General features: G+C 66.0%; 18 protein-coding genes. 11 read left to right on the plus strand and 7 right to left on the minus strand.

Annotated features, from left to right (window positions below; translation table 11 throughout):
• Positions 1-84: 84 nt before the first annotated feature.
• Complete coding sequence (locus HWV07_RS03665; RefSeq protein WP_178332997.1) at positions 85-1,020, plus strand: DUF7983 family protein; 936 nt, start codon at positions 85-87, stop codon at positions 1,018-1,020.
• A 3-nt stretch (positions 1,021-1,023) separates the two neighbouring features.
• A complete protein-coding gene (locus HWV07_RS03670; protein WP_178332998.1) occupies positions 1,024-1,479 on the plus strand; it encodes an AAA family ATPase in 456 nt (151 codons plus the stop codon).
• Between the two features lies 1 nt (position 1,480).
• Here the strand turns inward: HWV07_RS03670 and HWV07_RS03675 are convergent, their stop codons facing one another.
• Positions 1,481-2,425, minus strand: a complete 945-nt coding sequence (locus HWV07_RS03675) for a hypothetical protein (protein WP_178332999.1) — start codon at positions 2,423-2,425, stop codon at positions 1,481-1,483.
• A gap of 66 nt (positions 2,426-2,491) precedes the next feature.
• Entirely contained in the window at positions 2,492-3,709 is a 1,218-nt protein-coding gene (locus HWV07_RS03680) for an acyl-CoA dehydrogenase family protein (protein ID WP_178333000.1), read from the minus strand.
• Positions 3,710-3,884: 175 nt separating this feature from the next.
• On the opposite strand from HWV07_RS03680, the gene HWV07_RS03685 reads away from it, so the two are divergent.
• Positions 3,885-5,006 carry a sensor histidine kinase gene (locus tag HWV07_RS03685; protein ID WP_178333001.1) on the plus strand — a complete coding sequence of 374 codons (1,122 nt, stop codon included), beginning with the start codon at positions 3,885-3,887 and terminating at the stop codon, positions 5,004-5,006.
• A 3-nt stretch (positions 5,007-5,009) separates the two neighbouring features.
• Here HWV07_RS03685 and HWV07_RS03690 read toward each other — a convergent pair whose 3' ends face one another.
• From HWV07_RS03690 to HWV07_RS03705, 4 genes are all read right to left on the minus strand, one after another.
• Positions 5,010-5,465, minus strand: coding sequence for a response regulator (locus tag HWV07_RS03690; protein ID WP_178333002.1), 456 nt, complete (start codon positions 5,463-5,465; stop codon positions 5,010-5,012).
• Between the two features lie 171 nt (positions 5,466-5,636).
• The gene (locus HWV07_RS03695; RefSeq protein WP_178333003.1) at positions 5,637-7,916 is read right to left on the minus strand and encodes a PAS domain-containing sensor histidine kinase; all 2,280 of its coding nucleotides are present in this window, start codon (positions 7,914-7,916) and stop codon (positions 5,637-5,639) included.
• Between the two features lie 180 nt (positions 7,917-8,096).
• Positions 8,097-8,441, minus strand: coding sequence for a DUF7344 domain-containing protein (locus HWV07_RS03700; RefSeq protein ID WP_178333004.1), 345 nt, complete (start codon positions 8,439-8,441; stop codon positions 8,097-8,099).
• Positions 8,442-8,610: 169 nt separating this feature from the next.
• Positions 8,611-8,775 carry a hypothetical protein gene (locus HWV07_RS03705; protein WP_178333005.1) on the minus strand — a complete coding sequence of 55 codons (165 nt, stop codon included), beginning with the start codon at positions 8,773-8,775 and terminating at the stop codon, positions 8,611-8,613.
• 267 nt (positions 8,776-9,042) lie between these two features.
• Here HWV07_RS03705 and HWV07_RS03710 point away from each other — a divergent pair, with 267 nt between their 5' ends.
• From HWV07_RS03710 to HWV07_RS03740, 7 genes are all read left to right on the plus strand, one after another.
• Entirely contained in the window at positions 9,043-9,297 is a 255-nt protein-coding gene (locus HWV07_RS03710; RefSeq protein WP_178332308.1) for a hypothetical protein, read from the plus strand.
• A gap of 512 nt (positions 9,298-9,809) precedes the next feature.
• Positions 9,810-11,063 carry an endonuclease/exonuclease/phosphatase family protein gene (locus tag HWV07_RS03715; protein ID WP_178333006.1) on the plus strand — a complete coding sequence of 418 codons (1,254 nt, stop codon included), beginning with the start codon at positions 9,810-9,812 and terminating at the stop codon, positions 11,061-11,063.
• 266 nt (positions 11,064-11,329) lie between these two features.
• Positions 11,330-12,766, plus strand: a complete 1,437-nt coding sequence (locus HWV07_RS03720) for an ABC transporter substrate-binding protein (protein ID WP_211694212.1) — start codon at positions 11,330-11,332, stop codon at positions 12,764-12,766.
• Positions 12,763-14,070 carry an APC family permease gene (locus tag HWV07_RS03725; protein WP_178333008.1) on the plus strand — a complete coding sequence of 436 codons (1,308 nt, stop codon included), beginning with the start codon at positions 12,763-12,765 and terminating at the stop codon, positions 14,068-14,070. The genes HWV07_RS03720 and HWV07_RS03725 overlap by 4 nt, the downstream gene beginning before the upstream one ends.
• Positions 14,071-14,239: 169 nt before the next feature.
• Positions 14,240-14,650 carry a TRAM domain-containing protein gene (locus tag HWV07_RS03730; protein WP_178333009.1) on the plus strand — a complete coding sequence of 137 codons (411 nt, stop codon included), beginning with the start codon at positions 14,240-14,242 and terminating at the stop codon, positions 14,648-14,650.
• Between the two features lie 139 nt (positions 14,651-14,789).
• On the plus strand, positions 14,790-15,053 hold the full coding sequence (locus HWV07_RS03735) for a HalOD1 output domain-containing protein (protein WP_178333010.1): 264 nt from the start codon (positions 14,790-14,792) through the stop codon (positions 15,051-15,053).
• A gap of 70 nt (positions 15,054-15,123) precedes the next feature.
• A complete protein-coding gene (locus HWV07_RS03740) occupies positions 15,124-15,636 on the plus strand; it encodes an SHOCT domain-containing protein (RefSeq protein ID WP_178333011.1) in 513 nt (170 codons plus the stop codon).
• A 35-nt stretch (positions 15,637-15,671) separates the two neighbouring features.
• On the opposite strand, the gene HWV07_RS03745 is transcribed toward HWV07_RS03740, so the two are convergent.
• A complete protein-coding gene (locus HWV07_RS03745) occupies positions 15,672-16,502 on the minus strand; it encodes an SDR family NAD(P)-dependent oxidoreductase (protein ID WP_178335979.1) in 831 nt (276 codons plus the stop codon).
• Positions 16,503-16,734: 232 nt separating this feature from the next.
• On the opposite strand from HWV07_RS03745, the gene HWV07_RS03750 reads away from it, so the two are divergent.
• A complete protein-coding gene (locus tag HWV07_RS03750; protein WP_178333012.1) occupies positions 16,735-16,926 on the plus strand; it encodes a DUF7333 family protein in 192 nt (63 codons plus the stop codon).
• Positions 16,927-16,973 lie beyond the last annotated feature (47 nt).

Consider the following 16,973-nt stretch of genomic DNA (forward strand, 5'->3'; position numbering starts at 1 on the left):
TCGGAAGGCCGCGTGGCCGGGGTCGCGAGCCGTCGAAACATTGTCGGAACTATGCTTTTCCGCCTCTCGGACGAAACGTGGAGCATGAGCTTCGAGACTGTCTGGCGGGACCTGCGGACGGAGGCGACGGACCTCGATTCCGGGACGGTGCTCGTGACGCCGGCGAGCGACCGGCCGTTCGTCGTGACGTCGTCGGCCGACGACCGCATCGTCGTCGAGTTCCGCGAGCGCAACGAGGAGCGCATCCTCTGGCGCGACCAGTTCGAGGTGCTCTACGAGCGCCTCGCCGTGGAGGGCGAGGAGCTGTCGGCCTCGGAGCTACCGCCGGGAGTCGAACCGTACGTGGTCGTGCTGAGCCTCGGGATGGAGTTCGACGTGGACGGGGACACGCTGCGGGCCTCCGACGACGGCGTCGCCGGCGAGAGCCCGTTCCGCCACCCGGAGTGGGAGGTCCGGACGACGCCCGAGCGCGCCCACGACGACGCGCTGCTGCTGGCCGACGCGCTGGAGCGCTACGACGTTGCGGACCTCGATTCGCTGTCCAGCGAGGACCTCGTGAACCTCTACGTGCTGCTGTCGGACGTCCAGCGCGAGGCCGACCGGTTCCGCCGCGCGACGAGCGACCTGCTGCTCGACCGCATCGGTCCCGAGGGGCGGTTGCACGGCCAGTTCGGGTCCGTCACGCGGACCAGCCGTAGGCGCCGGCGCCTCAAGCCGACCGAGGAGATCCTCGACGCCCTCGAGGCGGAGGGCATCCCGGAGGACTGGGTCCTCGGCATCGACCAGGACAAGCTCGACGTCGTGCTGTCGGTGACCGACCTCGTGGAGTCCGCGGTCTACGACGTCGACGAGCAGGTGTACGTCCAGAAGACCGGCGTCGAGGAGGGCGAGAAACACTCCAGGCTGGAAGGGCTGAAGGACCGGCTCGCCGAGGCCGAGGACGACGAGGCGGCCGCGGACCTCCACCAGGAGATCGAGGTGCTGGAGGAGCGGATCGACGAGGTGCTCGCCGCCGGCTGACGGATGGTCGTGGTGCTCGTCTGCGGACCGGCCGGCGTCGGGAAGACGACCGTCGCGACGGCACTCCGGGAGCGGCTGGCCGACCGCGGTCTCTCGTTCGATGCACTACACTCGGACGACTTCAGCCGCGACACCTACCGCCGGATGTTCGAGCGGGTCGCCGACTCCGGGGCCGACTGGATCGTCGACGGGACGTTCTACCGGCGGGAGTGGCAGGCGCTGTTCCAGCGGCTCGACGACGAGGTTCTCGTGGTCTACCTCCGGGCCGACCTCGAGACCTGCCTGGCGCGCAACCGCGAGCGGGAGGACCAGATCTCGGAGCGGGGCGTCCGGGTGGTCTGGCACGAGTTCGACCCGCCGCGGGCCGACGTGACGGTCGAGGTCGACGAACTCGGCGCCGGAGAGACTGTCGACCGGGTTCTCGAAGGGTTGGTGCCGCTGCTCGAGGACGTGACGTGAGTCACTCGACCAGTTCGAACCCGGAGACGTCGCGGTGGCCGTCGCGGTGCCGCTCGAGGTAGTAGCGGACGCCCGGCTGGTGGGCGGCGCCGACGACGAGGTGGACCGTCTCGACGTCCTCGGCGTGGTGGACGACGTAGTCGGCCATCCGCTCGTTGCGGGCGTGGGAGACGGCCTCGAGGTCGGGGTCGTGGCGGCGCAGCCACTCCCGCTCGACGGGCTGTGGGAGGAACGTCGTCTTGTAGTACCGCTGTAGTTCGCCCAGGCGGGTCGGGTCCTCGGCGGCGCGCCGGGAGGTGGCGAACGCCTCGAAGTCTTTGCCGGTCGCTGCGTCCTCGTGGTCGGTGAGGAACGACGAGGCGACGTCGCCGAGGGCCTCGGCGAACGCCTCGCCGTAGACGTCCTCGCCGGAGTGGATGAGCGAGAACGCGGCCTCGCGGAACTTGCTCGCGGCGTCGTCGACGTCCTCGCGGAGGCCCTCGAACTCGGCGGCCGCCTGGGCCAGCGGCGAGTCGGGGTCGCGGTCGTCGGCCCGCAAGAGCGCCCAGCGGTAGTCGTCCATCGCGCAGACGTCGGGCATGTCGGCGAAGTACATCGGCCGGACGCCCTGCTCGCAGTAGACCTCGTGGCCGTCGTCGACGAACCGCGAGACGTGCTCTCTGAGGAACTCGCGTTCGGCGTCGGTGTCGGCGTGGGTAACGCCGTGGACGACGTACCGGCGGCCGTCGAATCGGACCTCGTCGCCGGGCAACTCCTGGGAGGGCGTCGCCGGCGGGAGTTCGCGGTCGCGGAGGGTCGCCCACTCCTCCTTCGCCGCGAAGTAGGCCGCCTCCACGTCGTCGGCGTCCGTGAGTTCGACCAGGTCGGAGAGCCGGGTTGCGGCCCGGAGTGCCTCGAGACGCTCCCGCTCGGCGTCGGATAGCGACGTCTCGACGTCGGATGCCATCGTCGGCACTAGAACGCTGACGCCGTTAACGGTTGCGTGACGGCGTCGGACGGGCGGGTCGGTCTGTCACTCGCCGAATCGCACGACGGGGTCGAGTTCCGACTCGTCGACGTCGGCGAACGCCTCGCGGGCGACGGTGCGGCGGTGGACCTCGTCGGCGCCGTCGACGATGCGGAACTGCCGGACGCTCTCGTAGAAGTCGCCGATCGGGAGGTCCTTCCCGATGCCGTTGCCGCCGCAGAACTGCAGGGCGGTGTCGATGGCCTCCTGGGTGACGTTCGCGGTGAACACCTTCGCCATCGACACCTCGACGCGCGCGTCGTCGCCGGCGTCGACCGCGTCGGCGGCCTGTCGGATGAGCGATCGCGCGGCGGCCAGCCGGATGTGCTGGTCGGCGATCTCGTGGCGCGGCACCTGCTTGTCGGCGAGTCTCGTCCCGAAGGCCTCCCGCTCCAAGGTGTAGGCCTTCGCGACCTCGAGGGACCGCTCGGCCATCCCGGAGAACCGCATGCAGTGGGTGAGCCGCGCGGGGCCGAGTCGCTCCTGGACGTGCGCGAAGCCCTCGCCCTCCTCGCCGAGGAGGTGCTCCTCGGGGACGCGGACGTCGTCGTACTTGACCTCGGCGTGGCCGACGCCGTGGACGTCGCTGCCGACGTGGGGGATGTCGCGGACGATCTCGACGCCGTCGGCGTCCTTCGGGACGAGGAAGACCGAGCAGCCGGCGTAGGGGTGGGCCTCCTGGTCTGTGCGGGCGAACACGAGCAGGACGTCCGCCTGGATGCCCTTCGACGTCCACCACTTGTGGCCGTTGATCACCCACTCGTCGCCGTCCTTCTCGGCGGTCGTCTGCAGCATCTTCGGGTCGGAGCCGCCGCCCTGCATCGGCTCGGTCATCGAGAAGCCGGAGGCCATCTTCCCCTCGACGAGCGGTTCGAGGTACTGCTCCTTCTGGAGTTCGGTGCCGTGCAGCTCCAGCAGGTGCATGTTCCCCTCGTCGGGGGCGTCGACGCGCATCGCGGGCGCGCCGAGCGTACTGCGGCCGGCCTGCTCGAACGTCGGCAGGACGTCCCGGAAGTCGTAGCCCATGCCGCCGTGCTCCTCGGCGATCTGCGGGGCGTACACGCCGTAGTCGCGGGCGGCCTCCTGGAGTTCCCTGATCGTGCTGTCGGAGACGGCCATCCCGCCCTTGAGTTCGCGCTCCTTCGGGATGACGACCTCGTCCATCAGCTTCCGGGCGCGCTCGGCGAGTTCCGTCGCGGCCTCCGAATCGTTGTACGAGAGCATCACTCACGTTTCCGCCGACGAGAGTATAAAAGGCGGGCGAGAGTCCCACGATTCTGGACAGCCGGCGGCGCGGGGTCGATCGAATCGCCGTCGCGCGATACGTCCAGTGGCGAGGGGTCGTTCTCGGATTGAGTTCGGGCCCACGTTGATAACGTGGGGTCGGAAAGAACTCGAGGTGAACCCGGCGACACGCTACAGGCTCGGAGGCGTCGTCATCGGCGGTGGAATCGTCCTCTCCTTCGCCCACCACCTCCAGTTCGCAGGCGTCTTCAGCGAGTCGCCCGCCGAGACGGCAGCAGCCTTCATACCGTCGGTCCTCGCCGCGGGCGCGGCACTCTGGCTCGGGTCCGTGATCCGCTCTGGCGGGATTCCGAAGACCGCGCTCGACCGGGCCGCGATGTGGTACCTCGGCGGTGCACTCCTGCTCGCGCTGGCGCTGTACGTCTCGTTCTCGGCAACGTTCGGCAGCGACGCCCTCCCGCCCGACCTCTGGTTCAGTATCAGGAACTGGGCCATCGCCGGGTCCGCGCTCGGTCTGGTCGTGGCGAACTACGACCTTCGACGCACGGCGGCGCTGCGGCGGGCGACCGCGAACGAACGGACCGCGACGCACGTCTCCCAACGCCTGTCGGTGGTCGATCGCGTCCTCCGGCACGACATCCGGAACAAACTCAACATCATCCTCGGTTACGCCAGTTCCACAGAAGGGGACGGTATTCGCGAGGACGACGCCCTCGCCGTCGTGGCCGCCGCCGAATCGCTCATGGTGATCGTCGAGCGGGCCAGATACTTCCGGAACGTCCTCGAGAAGGAATCCCCGAAGCCGCTGGACCTGACGGAACTCGTGACTGAAGTCATCGCCGGCTTCCGGGAGGAGTACCCTGAAGCGCAGGTCACCATCGTTCGGCAGGAGGAGGTCACCGCCCGGACGTACCCGGAGTTCCGCAACGTACTGGAGGAGCTCTGCGAGAACGCGGTCGTCCACAATCCGCGCCCCGACGCCGAGTGCCGCCTGGCAGTGACGCTCCGGCGGGTCAGGACGGAGGAGGGTGCGGTGGCGGAGATCGTACTCGAGGACAACGGTCCCGGCATCCCCGAGCGAGAACAGTTGGTGCAGACGGACGACGTCGAGACGCAACTCGACCACAGCAGCGGGACGAGTCTTTGGCTGGCTCGCTGGGTCCTCGACGCGTCCGGCGGCGACTTCGCTATCGAGTCGGCGAATCCAGACGGCACCCGGCTCGTGCTCAGGTTACCGATAGCGGAATCGGACGCTGGGCCCGCGTCCCCGGATTGAACGCTACTTCGGGGGTAGCTGCACCTGTACCAACCAGAAGTCCTCGATGGACTGAGCGAGTCGCCTGAAGTCGTCCTCGGTGGTCGGCTTGTGCAGGTAGGCGTTGGCGTTGAGTTCGTACGATCTCGCGACGTCCTCGTCGGCGTCGGAGGAGGTGAAGACGAGGACGGGGATCCGGGAGAGTTCCGGTTGGGCGTCGAGTTCCTCGAGGATCTCCTCGCCGCTCGGGCCCGCGACGTGGAGGTCGAGGAGGATGAGGTCCGGCTGTGGGACGGCGGCGTACTCGCCTCGCTGGTGGACGAAGTCGAGGGCTTCGTCGCCGTCCGAGACGACGTGGACGTCGTTCGTCCGGTCGGTCTCCTCGAAGGAGTCGATGAACGGGGCGATATCGTCGGGCTGTGACTCGACCAGGAGGAGGTCGTAGGCACGGCCCTGACCAGCAGAAGAACGTCTACTCATACATGGCTACTCTACTGGAGCATACTCACCGGGGGACAAGGAACCACGCCCTAATCTGTTTGGGCCAGTCGGTTCTACTTATCTAGAAGTAGATACCAGGTTCGTCCTGTTCCGATCGGCATCCGAGACCTCCCAGGGGCCTCGATTGGCAGGAAATCGGGGGAGACGCCCTCAATCGTCGACTGCCGGGAGCGTGAACGAGAACGTCGATCCCTCGCCTGGCTCGGATTCGACCCAGATCTCGCCGCCGTGGTTCTCGACGATGCGTTCACAGAGCGCCAGCCCGATCCCCGTCCCGTCGAACTCGTCGCCACCGTGCAACCGGTTGAACACGGTGAAGACGTCGTCCTGATCGTCGGGGTCGATACCCATGCCGTCGTCGCTGACCGAGACGACACACTCCTCGCCCCGTCGTTCCGCCGCGACGTGGATCTCCGGCGGGTCGTCGCCGCTGTAGGTGATCGCGTTGTCGAGCAGGTTCTGCAGCACCTGGAGCAACTGGTTCTCGTCGCCCAGCACCCGCGGTAGCTCTTCGCTGGTGATCTCGACGTCTGAGCGCTGGATCTGCATCTGGAGGACGTCGGTCGCGTCGGTGAGCACCGAATCGAGGTCGACCGGGCGGGTGTCGCCGCTCCGCGTCTCGACGCGGGAGTACGCGAGGAGTCCCTCGACCATCTCGCGCATCCGGTCGGCGCCGTCGACGGCGAACTCGAGGTACTCCCCGCCCTCCTCGTCGAGTGCGTCCCCGCAGCGGTGTTCGAGCAACTGGAGGTAGCTCGAGACCATGCGGAGGGGCTCCTGCAGATCGTGGGAGGCGGCGTAGGCGAACCGCTCCAGGCGAGCGTTGGACGCTTCGAGCTCCTCGACGGTCTCCTCGAGGTCGCGTTCCCGCTCCTTCCGCTCGGTGATGTCCTGGGCCATCGTCATCCCGGCGAAGACGTCCCCGTCGTCGTCCGAGATCGGGACGGCGTGGAGGATCCACTCCCGGTCGGCGTAGGAGAGTTCGACCGTCCGCTCGCTTCCGTCGAGGGCCGCCCGGAACGCGGGCTCCAGGGCCGCCCAGGTCTCCGCGGGCCAGACCTCGTCGACCCGGTTCCCCTCGAGGTCCTCGGGTTCGACCGGGATGCGGTCGAACCCCAGCCCGGCCGCCAGCGTATACTCGAGGTCGTCGTCGAACAGCGTCACGAGGCCGTTCGGGAAGTACTCCGCGAGCGTCCGATAGCGCTGCTCGGACCGCTCGAGTTCCCGTTCGCGCTCCCGGTGTTCGGTGACGTCGCGGAAGTAGACGGACAGCCCCGTCTCCGAGGGGTAGACGTGCTCTTCGAACCAGGCGTCGTACGGTTCGTAGTACGCCTCGAACGAGACCGTCTCCTGGGTCGCCATCGCCTGACGGTACCGTCGTTCGAACTCGGTGTCGACGAGTTCCGGGAAGAAGCTCCAGATCTCCTCGCCGAGGAGGTCCTCGTCGCTGACGTCGAGTATCGATTCCGCGCTCTCGTTGAGGTGGGTGAACGTCCAGTCCTCGTCGAGCGCGATGACGCCGTCCCTGATCCGACCGTAGATCTCCTCGAGTTCCGTCGCGAGTTCGTCCCGGCGTCGCTCGAGGGTACGCTCGCGCTCCTTGAGTTCGGTGACGTCCTCGCCCGTCGTGACGACGCGGTCGATGTCGCCTTCGTCGTCGAGCAGCGGCGCCGCGTTCACCGAGAGCCAGTGGCGGTCGCCGCTCGGGAGTTCGACCTGAAGGGTGCGGTCGTACACCGGTTCGCCGGTCCGGAGCGTCTCCCCGAAGGGGTGCCGATCCGGCGGGAGTTCCGCGCCGGTCTCGTCGTAGACGGTCCGGTCGGAGGGGTCGTACGACCGCGCTTCGTCGTCGGAGATCTCGAGGATCTCCCGGAGTCGTTCGTTCATCCGCGTGACGTCGCCGTCCGCGTCGAGGACCTGGATGCCGACGGGGCTCGTCTCGAGTATCTGGCTGGTCAGGTCCCGTTCGCGCTGGAGTTGTTCCTCGCGCTCGACCAGTCGCCGCTCGGTCCGTACTCGGTCCGAGATATCACGGACGATGCCGACGGTCCCGTCGAAGGTGTCGCCGTCGAAGAGGAGACTCACCTGGAGTTCGCAGGGGATCGAATCGCCGTCGCTCGTCCGGGCGTCGAGTTCGTACGTCTCGTCGAGTTCCTGCCCGGTGGAGAGGCTCTGGTAGATCGCTTGACTGATACGTTCGACGAGGTCGTCGTCGAGGAGGATCGAGACGTGCTCTCCGAGGAGGTCGTCTCGTCCGTAGCCGGTCATCTCGGCGATGACGTCGTTGACGGCGACGAACCGGCCTCCCGCATCGAGCTGGTAGATCCCGTCGTCGACGGTGTTGACGAGCGTCTTGAACCGCTGGAGGGCGGCCTCCGCGTCGGTGTCGGCCCAGAACCCTCCGTCCGACGTGTCCACTCGTCGACTCATACCACACTACAGGCGAGTGACATCAATAAAGCCCCCGTGCCGTGGTCGCAGTAAGGCCGGATTTCCGCCCCCGCCCGCATCGAGAGAGGTGTGACGGGCACGGACCGGTGACGGACGTCCAGGGACGCTATCGAGGGACGAAAGCCCATAGCTGGGACCCGAAGAGCCCCGTCGGGACAGTCAGCACTCGCAGTCGGGTTTTACATGCTCCACGTCCGAATCTATCGCAGTCTGAGTCGGCGCTACGGTCCGCGTCGTGAAATCGAACTCCACCAGCCCGACGTAATCGAGCTTCGGGAGGTGCCGGTGGTGAAGGGTGACGCGCAGTTCCCGGGCTCGCTCCCAATCCGGCTCGTCCCGGTTGTCGTTCGGCTGTTGGGCTAGCTGCATCGCCAGGTCGGCGATCGATACCGGACGGTCGGCTGTCCGTAGTATCTCGATGATCTGTCGACGCACCGGGTTCGAAACCACTGATATCCACACGTCTCTATCGATCTCGTCGCCGGGGTATTCGAGCGGATTCATGGATTGTTTGTCTCGAGCGCGCGAGCGCCGAGACGCTCCGTTCGGTCGGTCACGCTGTTCGACCGATCGACGTCCGCACGGTCATCTGACGGTCGGTTCGCATGATCCGCCGTCATGTTATATTGGTACTGCGAGTGGACGGCCGGGTCCGGCCGTCGAGCGGCGGTCGTCAGTCGAGTTCTCCACAACTGCTGCAGCGGGACGCCTCGACCTCGTGATCGTAGACGAGGTTCCCCTCTTCGCAGTGACGGCAACCCATGTAACTGGCACAGCGGGGGACGTTCGGCGAGTCGGTGGTCGGTACGGACGGCGCGTCCGGGTCTTGAACGCTCATCGTAGTAGCAGCATCCACCCATCGCTACTAAAGCGTTGTGGACAAATGAACTAGTATTCCTAGAATAGACTAACGTGCAGAGTTCTATATCCTCTATAGATTGAAATACACTTATCCATTGGCGTATATTCTGAATGTTTGACTATCATGTCCCATCGTACTGTCCCATTGATGGACAGTCACACACGTTCCGACCAGCGGTCCGATAGAACGTCTCCACTGGTGGTATCCCACGTAACGCCCGCTCTGCAGAATCGAACGGTCGTGATGAACGACCGGTCCGTGTCGACCATCCTTCCGAAAGCGGGTTTCACCCTTAACATCATAGGGGGAACCACCATATCGAAGTACCCGAAATCCGTTGGTATGTCGAAAACGGAATCTGAGGTGAGGGGAATCGCGGAGTGCAGCTACTGCGGGAATGTGTTCCCGGCGAAGGTGGGCCCGGACGGGTCGGCAAGGCCGATCGGCGTCGCGAAGTGCACCTGCGGAGCGGATACCTTCCACCAGATAGGCGACTGAGTATCCGAGTGTTTCTCGGTTCGGATACCCGCCGAGTCACTTCTGGGGGTCTCTAACATTTGACTCGTCCACCTCGCCACTGAGAACCTGAGACCGCCCGACCATGGATGGGCGGTCCAGTCGCTGTCAGCGACCGAAACCGGGCCGGCCAGGTCTTCCTGGAACCGAGTCGTACTTGTGGTCCTGAGTCGGTCAGAAAGCTTATACGAAACTCCCACCCCGATAGCGATAACCGCGCCGAGGAAATCCGTCCCGTGGACCACCACGGCGGCGGGCCGGGTAGGGGTACTCGGCGGCGCGGAGCGATTACGATTTTTCACGACCGACCAGCCCCGGCAACGCTCGGTTGCAGGAAACGCGCATCTTGTATACGGCAATTAGAGTCCCTGAACGTCCCACACACCAGTCTCGCAGGCCAGAGCGACTCGTCTATGGAGATATTATTCAGGTCGAAAGCTGCTATTACTTAACACGGTTCCTCCGGTCGATCGAATATGGACAGGCCTGGTGGGGTGACTTCAACGCCGACCCGTCGAACGGTCCTCGGTGGCGTCGCGGGGACTGCCGCGCTGGGGAGCGTACCAATCGCAACTGCAGACGGACAGGACCTCCGAGTCTCGACCCGGAACCTCTACGTCGGCGTCGACCTATTCCTCCTCGGTCTCGCCGAGGACCTCGACGACGTCCGGGAGATCGCCGGGCAGTTACTCGCCGATGCCAGGCGCCATCCGTACGAGGCCCGGATGGAGGCCCTCGCGGCCGAGGTCGGAGCGACGGAACCGGCCGTCCTCGGACTCCAGGAAGCGGCGTGGATTCGGACCCGCAGCCCCAGCGAGTTCGACGGCGACCACGACCCGGGGGCGACGGACGTACTCGTCGACCTCCTGTCGGAATTCCAGGCCGCACTGTCGGCACGGGGCCTCGAGTACGAGGTGGCTGCCTCGACGACGACGAGCGACATCGAGGTGCCGGCGGCGACGGACGACGGCGACGTCGACGTGCGGATCACGGACCGGACGGCGATCCTCGTTCGAAAGGACGTGACCGTCGAATCTTCGGCGGCCGACCGTTTCGAGGCCACGGTCCCGATTCCGCTGGGGGAGACCGATCTCGAACTCGGACGTGGCTATTCCACCGCTGAGATATCCGCTGGCGGGGAGACCGCGACGGTGGCAACCACGCACCTCGAGTCGTTCGACGGGACCACGCGGCAGTCCCAGGCCGAGGAGTTGCTCGGGCATCTCCCGGCGGACCGACCGGTGATCCTCACCGGCGATATCAACAGTGGACCGGGCGGGCAGACAGCCACGTACGACCTACTTCGGACGGAGTTCGCCGACGCGGTGGAGACGGACCGATCAGATGCCCCGTCCCACACGTGCTGCTACGGGAGCGACCTCCGAAGCGACGTCGGCGCGCTCTCGAGGCGGATCGACGTCGTCCTCTACAGGGGCGCGCTCGAACCCACGGCCGTCGAACTCGTCGGCGTCGATCCAGACGAGCGCATCCCGGTCGAACGAGGCGGAGAGACGATCCAGATATGGCCCTCCGACCACGCTGGCGTCGTCGCGAGCTTCCAGTTCGGAGCGCAAACGGGGGCTGGAGGAGGAACGTCTGGCCCGGATTCTGAACGGACGTCCCCCCAGACGTCAGCCGGACCAGACGGGGGGGACCGCCAGTCCGAGTCGCAATCGGGCTTCGGGTTCGTGGCGACGCTGGTCGGAGCGGTGCTCGCGGCGATAGGGCGGCGGCGAGGCAGCGATTAGATAGCCGCACGAGGCTGGACGGGCGTGGAACCGAGTTCAACTGTCCAGGGAACTGATACCCGGCCAAATCTCCTTTCTACGCTGACATTTATGTCCGCACAGGAGCAATTGACGGGTATCTTCGAATGGTCGAGGGAGACCCCCGGCTCGATCGACGAACCGTCCTGACGGCCCTCGGAGCCGGCGTGGCGTCACTCGCCGGTTGCGCGACGATCTCCGGGGGTTCGTCGGAGAGCGAACTCCGCGTCGGAACGATCCGTCCACCGATGGAACTGGACCCCGTCGTCGCCACGGACGTCGGCTCCCAGCAGGCGATCGCCCGCGTCTTCGACGGGCTCTACACGTACGGCGACGGCACGGACGTCGTCCCGCAGATAGCGGCCGGCTCCCCTTCGGTAGCCGACGGCGGCCGCCGGGTGACCGTCGAACTCGACGAGGACGCCAGGTTCCAGAACGGCGAACCGGTCACGGCGACCGACGTGCAGTACACCTTCGAGGCGCCAGAGAAGGAGGACGCGGCGAGCCAGTGGGCGGTGAGCCCGGTCGAGACCGTCGAGACGGTCGACGATCGGACCGTCCGCTTCCGCCTCGAGCAGCCGTATCCCGCCATCGAGCACACCCTGACGAACCCGATCGTCCCGAAGGACGTCCGGGAGGCAGATCGGAAGGCGTTCGCTCGCGATCCCATCGGCGCCGGTCCCTACCGCGTCCGGTCGTTCAGCGAGGAGAAGAAGACCCAGCTCGCTCGCTGGGAGAACTACTGGGGGGAGCCGGCGCCCGCCATCGACCGGGTGACGTTCGCCTACGTCGAGTCGCCGATCACCCAGCTAATGGGACTCGTCACCGGGCAGTCGGACGTCGTCGAGCCGATCTCGCCACGGTACCGTCGGGAGATCACCACCATCACGGACACGACGGTCGCCGAGGAACCGGGCTTCCGCTCGTTCTTCTTCGGGTTCAACTGCAACGACGGACCGACGGTCGAGCGGGCTGTCCGGGAGGGGATCGCCCGCTGCGTCGACGTCGAGAAGCTCGTCGAGCAGTTCGTCGCCCCCGTCGGGTCGCGGCAGTACAGTACGCTGCCGCGCGAAATCGCCGAGGGATGGGACCTCCCGGTCGAGGAGTGGGCATCAGCCGTCCCCCCGAAGGACACCCGGGAAGCGAAGCGGCGCTTCGAGGAGGCACCCGTCTCCGTCGGCAAGCTCACCATCCTGACCTCGAAGCATCCGGTCTGGAAGGAGCTGGCCCACGCGCTGGCGTCCGGCCTCCGCGACGCCGGACAGTCCGCGCTCGTCGAGGCGGTCAGCTGGAAGCAGTACCTCGAACGCTCCGTCAGTGGGTCGGCCAGGGACTACGCGGTGTTCGTCGGTGAGGTCGCCGGCAACGGCGACCCCGACTCGTTCCTCTATCCGGTCTTCCACGAGAACGCCCAGGGCGGGACCAACGGGATCTTCTACAACGAGGAGACGGTGATGAACCACCTCCTCGAAGCCCGACGGACCACGAATCGTCAGCGGCGGCGGTCGCACTACGAAGCGGCGATATCGCGGCTCAACGAAGACCAGGTCTACGTGCCCATCTGCTCGTTCAAGAACAGCTTCGCCCACCGGTCGGACCTCCAGCACTTCGACGTGCACCCCATCGCCGGGCTGAATCCGAGAGTGACGAGTCCCGACGGGGCGGTCAGCGTGGAGGGACGATGAGCGAGGAGTTCGGCCTCCCGACGGGCGTCGCATTGGGCGTCGGCGGCATCGTCGGCGGCGGCATCTACGCCGCCATCGGGATCGTCGTGATGGCCGCCGGGGTGCTGACGTGGTTCGCCTACTCCCTGGCGACCGTCGTCGTCCTCTGCTGTGCGTACTCGTACGTGAAGGTCAACGAGATAACCGACTCCGCCGGGGGGTCGGTCTCCTACATCGAGGAGCTGACCGGCCGCGGGACCGTCGCCGGCGTGGTCGGCTGGACGCTGGTCGTCGGCTACATCGGGACGATGGCGATGTACGCCTACGCCTTCGGCGCGTACGGGCAGATGCTGCTCGGCGTCCAGTACGTCTGGGGGCTGCCGTTCCGCCCGTTCCTCTCGGTAGCGATCATCGCGCTGTTCGTCGGCCTGAACGTCCTCGGCGCGTCGGCGTCGGGGGCGACCGAGCGGTACCTCGTCTTCGTGCAGGCGGGCATCATCGCCGTCTTCGGCCTCGTCGGCCTCTGGTTCGGGTTCTCGGTGGGCGCCCTCCGGCTCGGGCTCTCGGAGTTCGCGACGGGGCCGATCATCGCGGCGTCGGTCGGCTTCGTCTCCTTCGAGGGCTGGCAGCTCCTGTTCTACGACCAAGAGCAGTTCGAGGACCCCCAGGAGACGCTCGCGAAGGCAATCTTCATCTCCATCCCGATCGCCGCCGCGATCTACATCCTCGTCGGCTTCGTCATCACGAGTCTCCTCCCTCCGGAGGTCGTCTCCGCGCAACCAGAAGCGGCGCTGCTGTACGGTGCCCTCCGGATCAACCAGTGGCTCGCGCTCGCAGTCGGACTCGCGGGGCTGGTCTCCACGGCCAGCGCGATCAATTCGACGATGTTCTCGGAGGCGATCTTCGCGAAGAACCTCATCGACGACGACATCCTCCCGTCGGAGATGGGCGACCCCGACGACGACGCGGCGCCGACGCGGACGGTGCTCGTCATCGGCTTTTTCACCGCCGCCTTCGCCGTCCTCGGGAGCCTGGAGGCGGTCGTCGAGTTCGCGTCGCTGGCGTTCATCGTCGTCTTCGGGACGGTCAGCGCCCTGGCGTTCACCAACCGCGACGGCACCGACATCAGGACGCTCCCGCCGGTCGTCGGGATGGTCGGCTCGGCGGCGTTCTTCGTGATGCTGCTGTACTTCCTCTTCACGCGACTCCCGCACGTGTTCTACCTCGTCGTCGTCATCGCCGCGGCCGTCTTCACGGTCGAGGCAGCCTACTTCAAGCGTGATTCGATCAAGGAAGGGATCCGCGAGGTCGAGAAGGAGATATAGAGGTGGTGCGATCCGGTCGTCGACGATCTACGACGTCCTCGGACAGGAATCGTCTAACATCGGGGTGCACGGATCGTCGGTTCTGGAATAGCGCTGTCAGGGACTACCGACGTCGGCCGGTAGACTCAAGCCGTCGTAGCCCGCGCGTCCTTGGACGAGGACCCCATTCATGGAAATCGCCGATCGCTTGCGCTGTCTGTTCTCCGGGACGATCGAAGAGCGGGACGGCTCGTATCAGATCGAGATACCGAAGTCGGAACTCGAACTCGGCGGAGTCGACGAGGGCGCCACGTACCAGGTCGCGCTCCTGCGGTCACCGGGAAAGACATCCGAATCGACGGACGAAGGTAGCTCGAGGTCGCGTGACTCGCAGGCCCCGCCGGTGGAGGAAGGAGAGTCCCGGCAGGTCGAGATCGAGGGGATCGGCGAGCAGGGTGACGGCATCACGCGAGTCGAGCGCGGCTTCGTCGTGATCGTGCCGGATACCGAGAAGGGTGAACGGGTCCGAATCACGATCACCGACGTCCGGGACAGCGTCGCGTTCGCCGAGGTCGACGAGCGCATCGATTACTACGAGTGAGGACACCGCGGACGCTTACCGCCGGTTCCTGTGCGATACTCGATGCCTGATACGGCGTGTTAACGAGTGACTCATATTTCCTAACAACGGAACCCGAATTTCGTTGGGTTTATGATATTGTGTCACAAGGTCTCCTGCTATGCGAACATCGGTGGACTCGGGGCAGTCAACCACGCAATCCCTCACAGTTGCGGTCGTAGAACGAGTCGCCAATCGAGAGAACGTCGAGCCGCTGGACGTTCCACCGTTGAACGATGTCATCGATCCGGACGCACTGGAGGCGCTGTTCGACGACCCGGAGACCGCTGCTGACCGCGTCACGTTCAATTTCCACGGGTACGAGGTTGTCGTCGAGGGACCCGAGCAGGTACGGGCCACACCGCTCGAAGACCCATCCAAGTGACGCGTAAGGCGTCGACGCATCGGAGAGTAGTACCGCACGATTGACGGGTTCTCGGAACCGTACCTCGCGTATGGGATCTCGTCACTGGCTCTATTTCGGCGGCTTCGTCGTCAGCGTCATTCTCGCGGTGGCCACCGCTCTACTGGGGCTCCTCGAGGGACTCGCTGCACTCTCCGGCGGCGTACCAGCCGGCGAGGGGTTCGTCCTCGCGACGGTGCTCGGCGCCGCCGCCGAGTGGGTGGTGCTCACGCTCGTCCTCGGAGTGGTCGCCATCCTGTTTCTCGCTGGAACCGTCGTCTCCGTCCTTCGGACCGCGTCGCTGCCCCGCGACGATCGCCTGGTCTCGCTCGTCGAATGGCTGGAACGCCAGTATCCCTTGCTACGGAAGTTCGACGTCTCCGGGAAGGTCGAGCCGACGACCGAAGACCGGAAACGGCAGCTCAAAGAGCAGTACGTGGACGGGGAGATCAGCGAAGCGGAGTTCGAGCGACGATTGGCGCAGCTGATGGACGACCGGCCGGAGGGAGCATCGCGGTCGGAATCCGGCTCGAAGCTCGAACGGAACGACCGACCACGGCGGTGAGCGAGGGTAGGGAACAGTCGTCCGATCCGTCTGCCTCAATCGGCGGCCTGGCCGCCGTCGACGGGGATCGTATGGCCAGTGATGTAGGAGGCATCTGATGAACAGAGGAACGCTACGACGCCGGCCATCTCCTCCGGTTCAGCGATCCGGTCCATCGGGACGTCGCGCATGGCGGACGTATCGAAATCGGCGCGAACCGCCCGGATCGCGGTCCGGATCAACTTGACGGCCATCTTGACCCGGTCCAGGAGGGACGACCCGTCGATGCCGCCGAGCAGGCCGGACTGGATGTTCGTCTTCGTCGGTCCGGGTGCGATCGCGTTGACCCGGATGCCACGCTCGGCGTACTCGAGTGCGACGGATTTCGTCAGTCCGACGACGCCGTGTTTGCTGGCCGAATAGCTGGAGAGCCCACCCATCCCGACGAGGCCGGCTTCCGAGGCGGTGTTCACGATCGCGCCGCTTCCTTGAGCCTCCATGACGGGGAGTTCGGCCTTCATACACGCCCAGATCCCCTTCAGATTGATATCGAGGAGTTTGTCCCACTGTATCTCCTCGATGCCAGTCACCTCTACGAAGTCGGTGAGGATCCCCGCGTTGTTGTGGGCGAAGTCCAGGCTCCCGTAGGTCTCGACAGCCAGATCGACCATGCGTTCGACCGACGACAGGTCGGAGACGTCCACGTTCACGAAGGTCGCCTCGCCACCTTCGTCTTCGATGAGTTCGACCGTTTCACGCCCCGTCTCTTCGACGATGTCGGCAACGACGACGTCGGCGCCCTCGTCGGCGAAGCGACGCGCAGACGCCCGCCCGATACCCGACCCAGCGCCGGTGACGAGCGCCGTCTTCCCGGAAAATCTGTTCATGTGATGTACTCGCAGAACCACCTGCGGGAACTGTATAGGCCTTTGGGACCCTTCGTCCAATGGTCCGACCACCGCTCTGAACGTTCCTCCCGACCCGATGGGACGGCGACCGTTTCAGGACCTGCTGGACGCCACCTCGAGAACAGCGGTGAATGAGCACTGCAGAGATACGTCTGCGCGGACTGACGACGCTTTCAGAACGACTTACTGGGATGCGGTCAAACCCGGGCGTATGGAGTTCGACCTCCCGAAAGCTGCCGGATTGCTGGTCGCAATCGTGGCCCTCTCGATCGCCGGCCTGGCCGCGAGCGGCGTGATGACGCTGCAGACCGTCCTGATGATGGTCCTCCCGTCGATGGCGGTCTTCGCCGCCGTCGCGTTCTGGCTCGGCGTGAAGCACGGCGAGTTTCGCGCTACCCCGTGATAACGATCGAGATCGTGAGGCGCTGGTACCGTTGGCAGGGTCCGTCT

It is taken from the genome of Natronomonas salina (assembly GCF_013391105.1).
In the GTDB taxonomy this organism is placed as follows: Archaea; Halobacteriota; Halobacteria; order Halobacteriales; family Haloarculaceae; genus Natronomonas; species Natronomonas salina.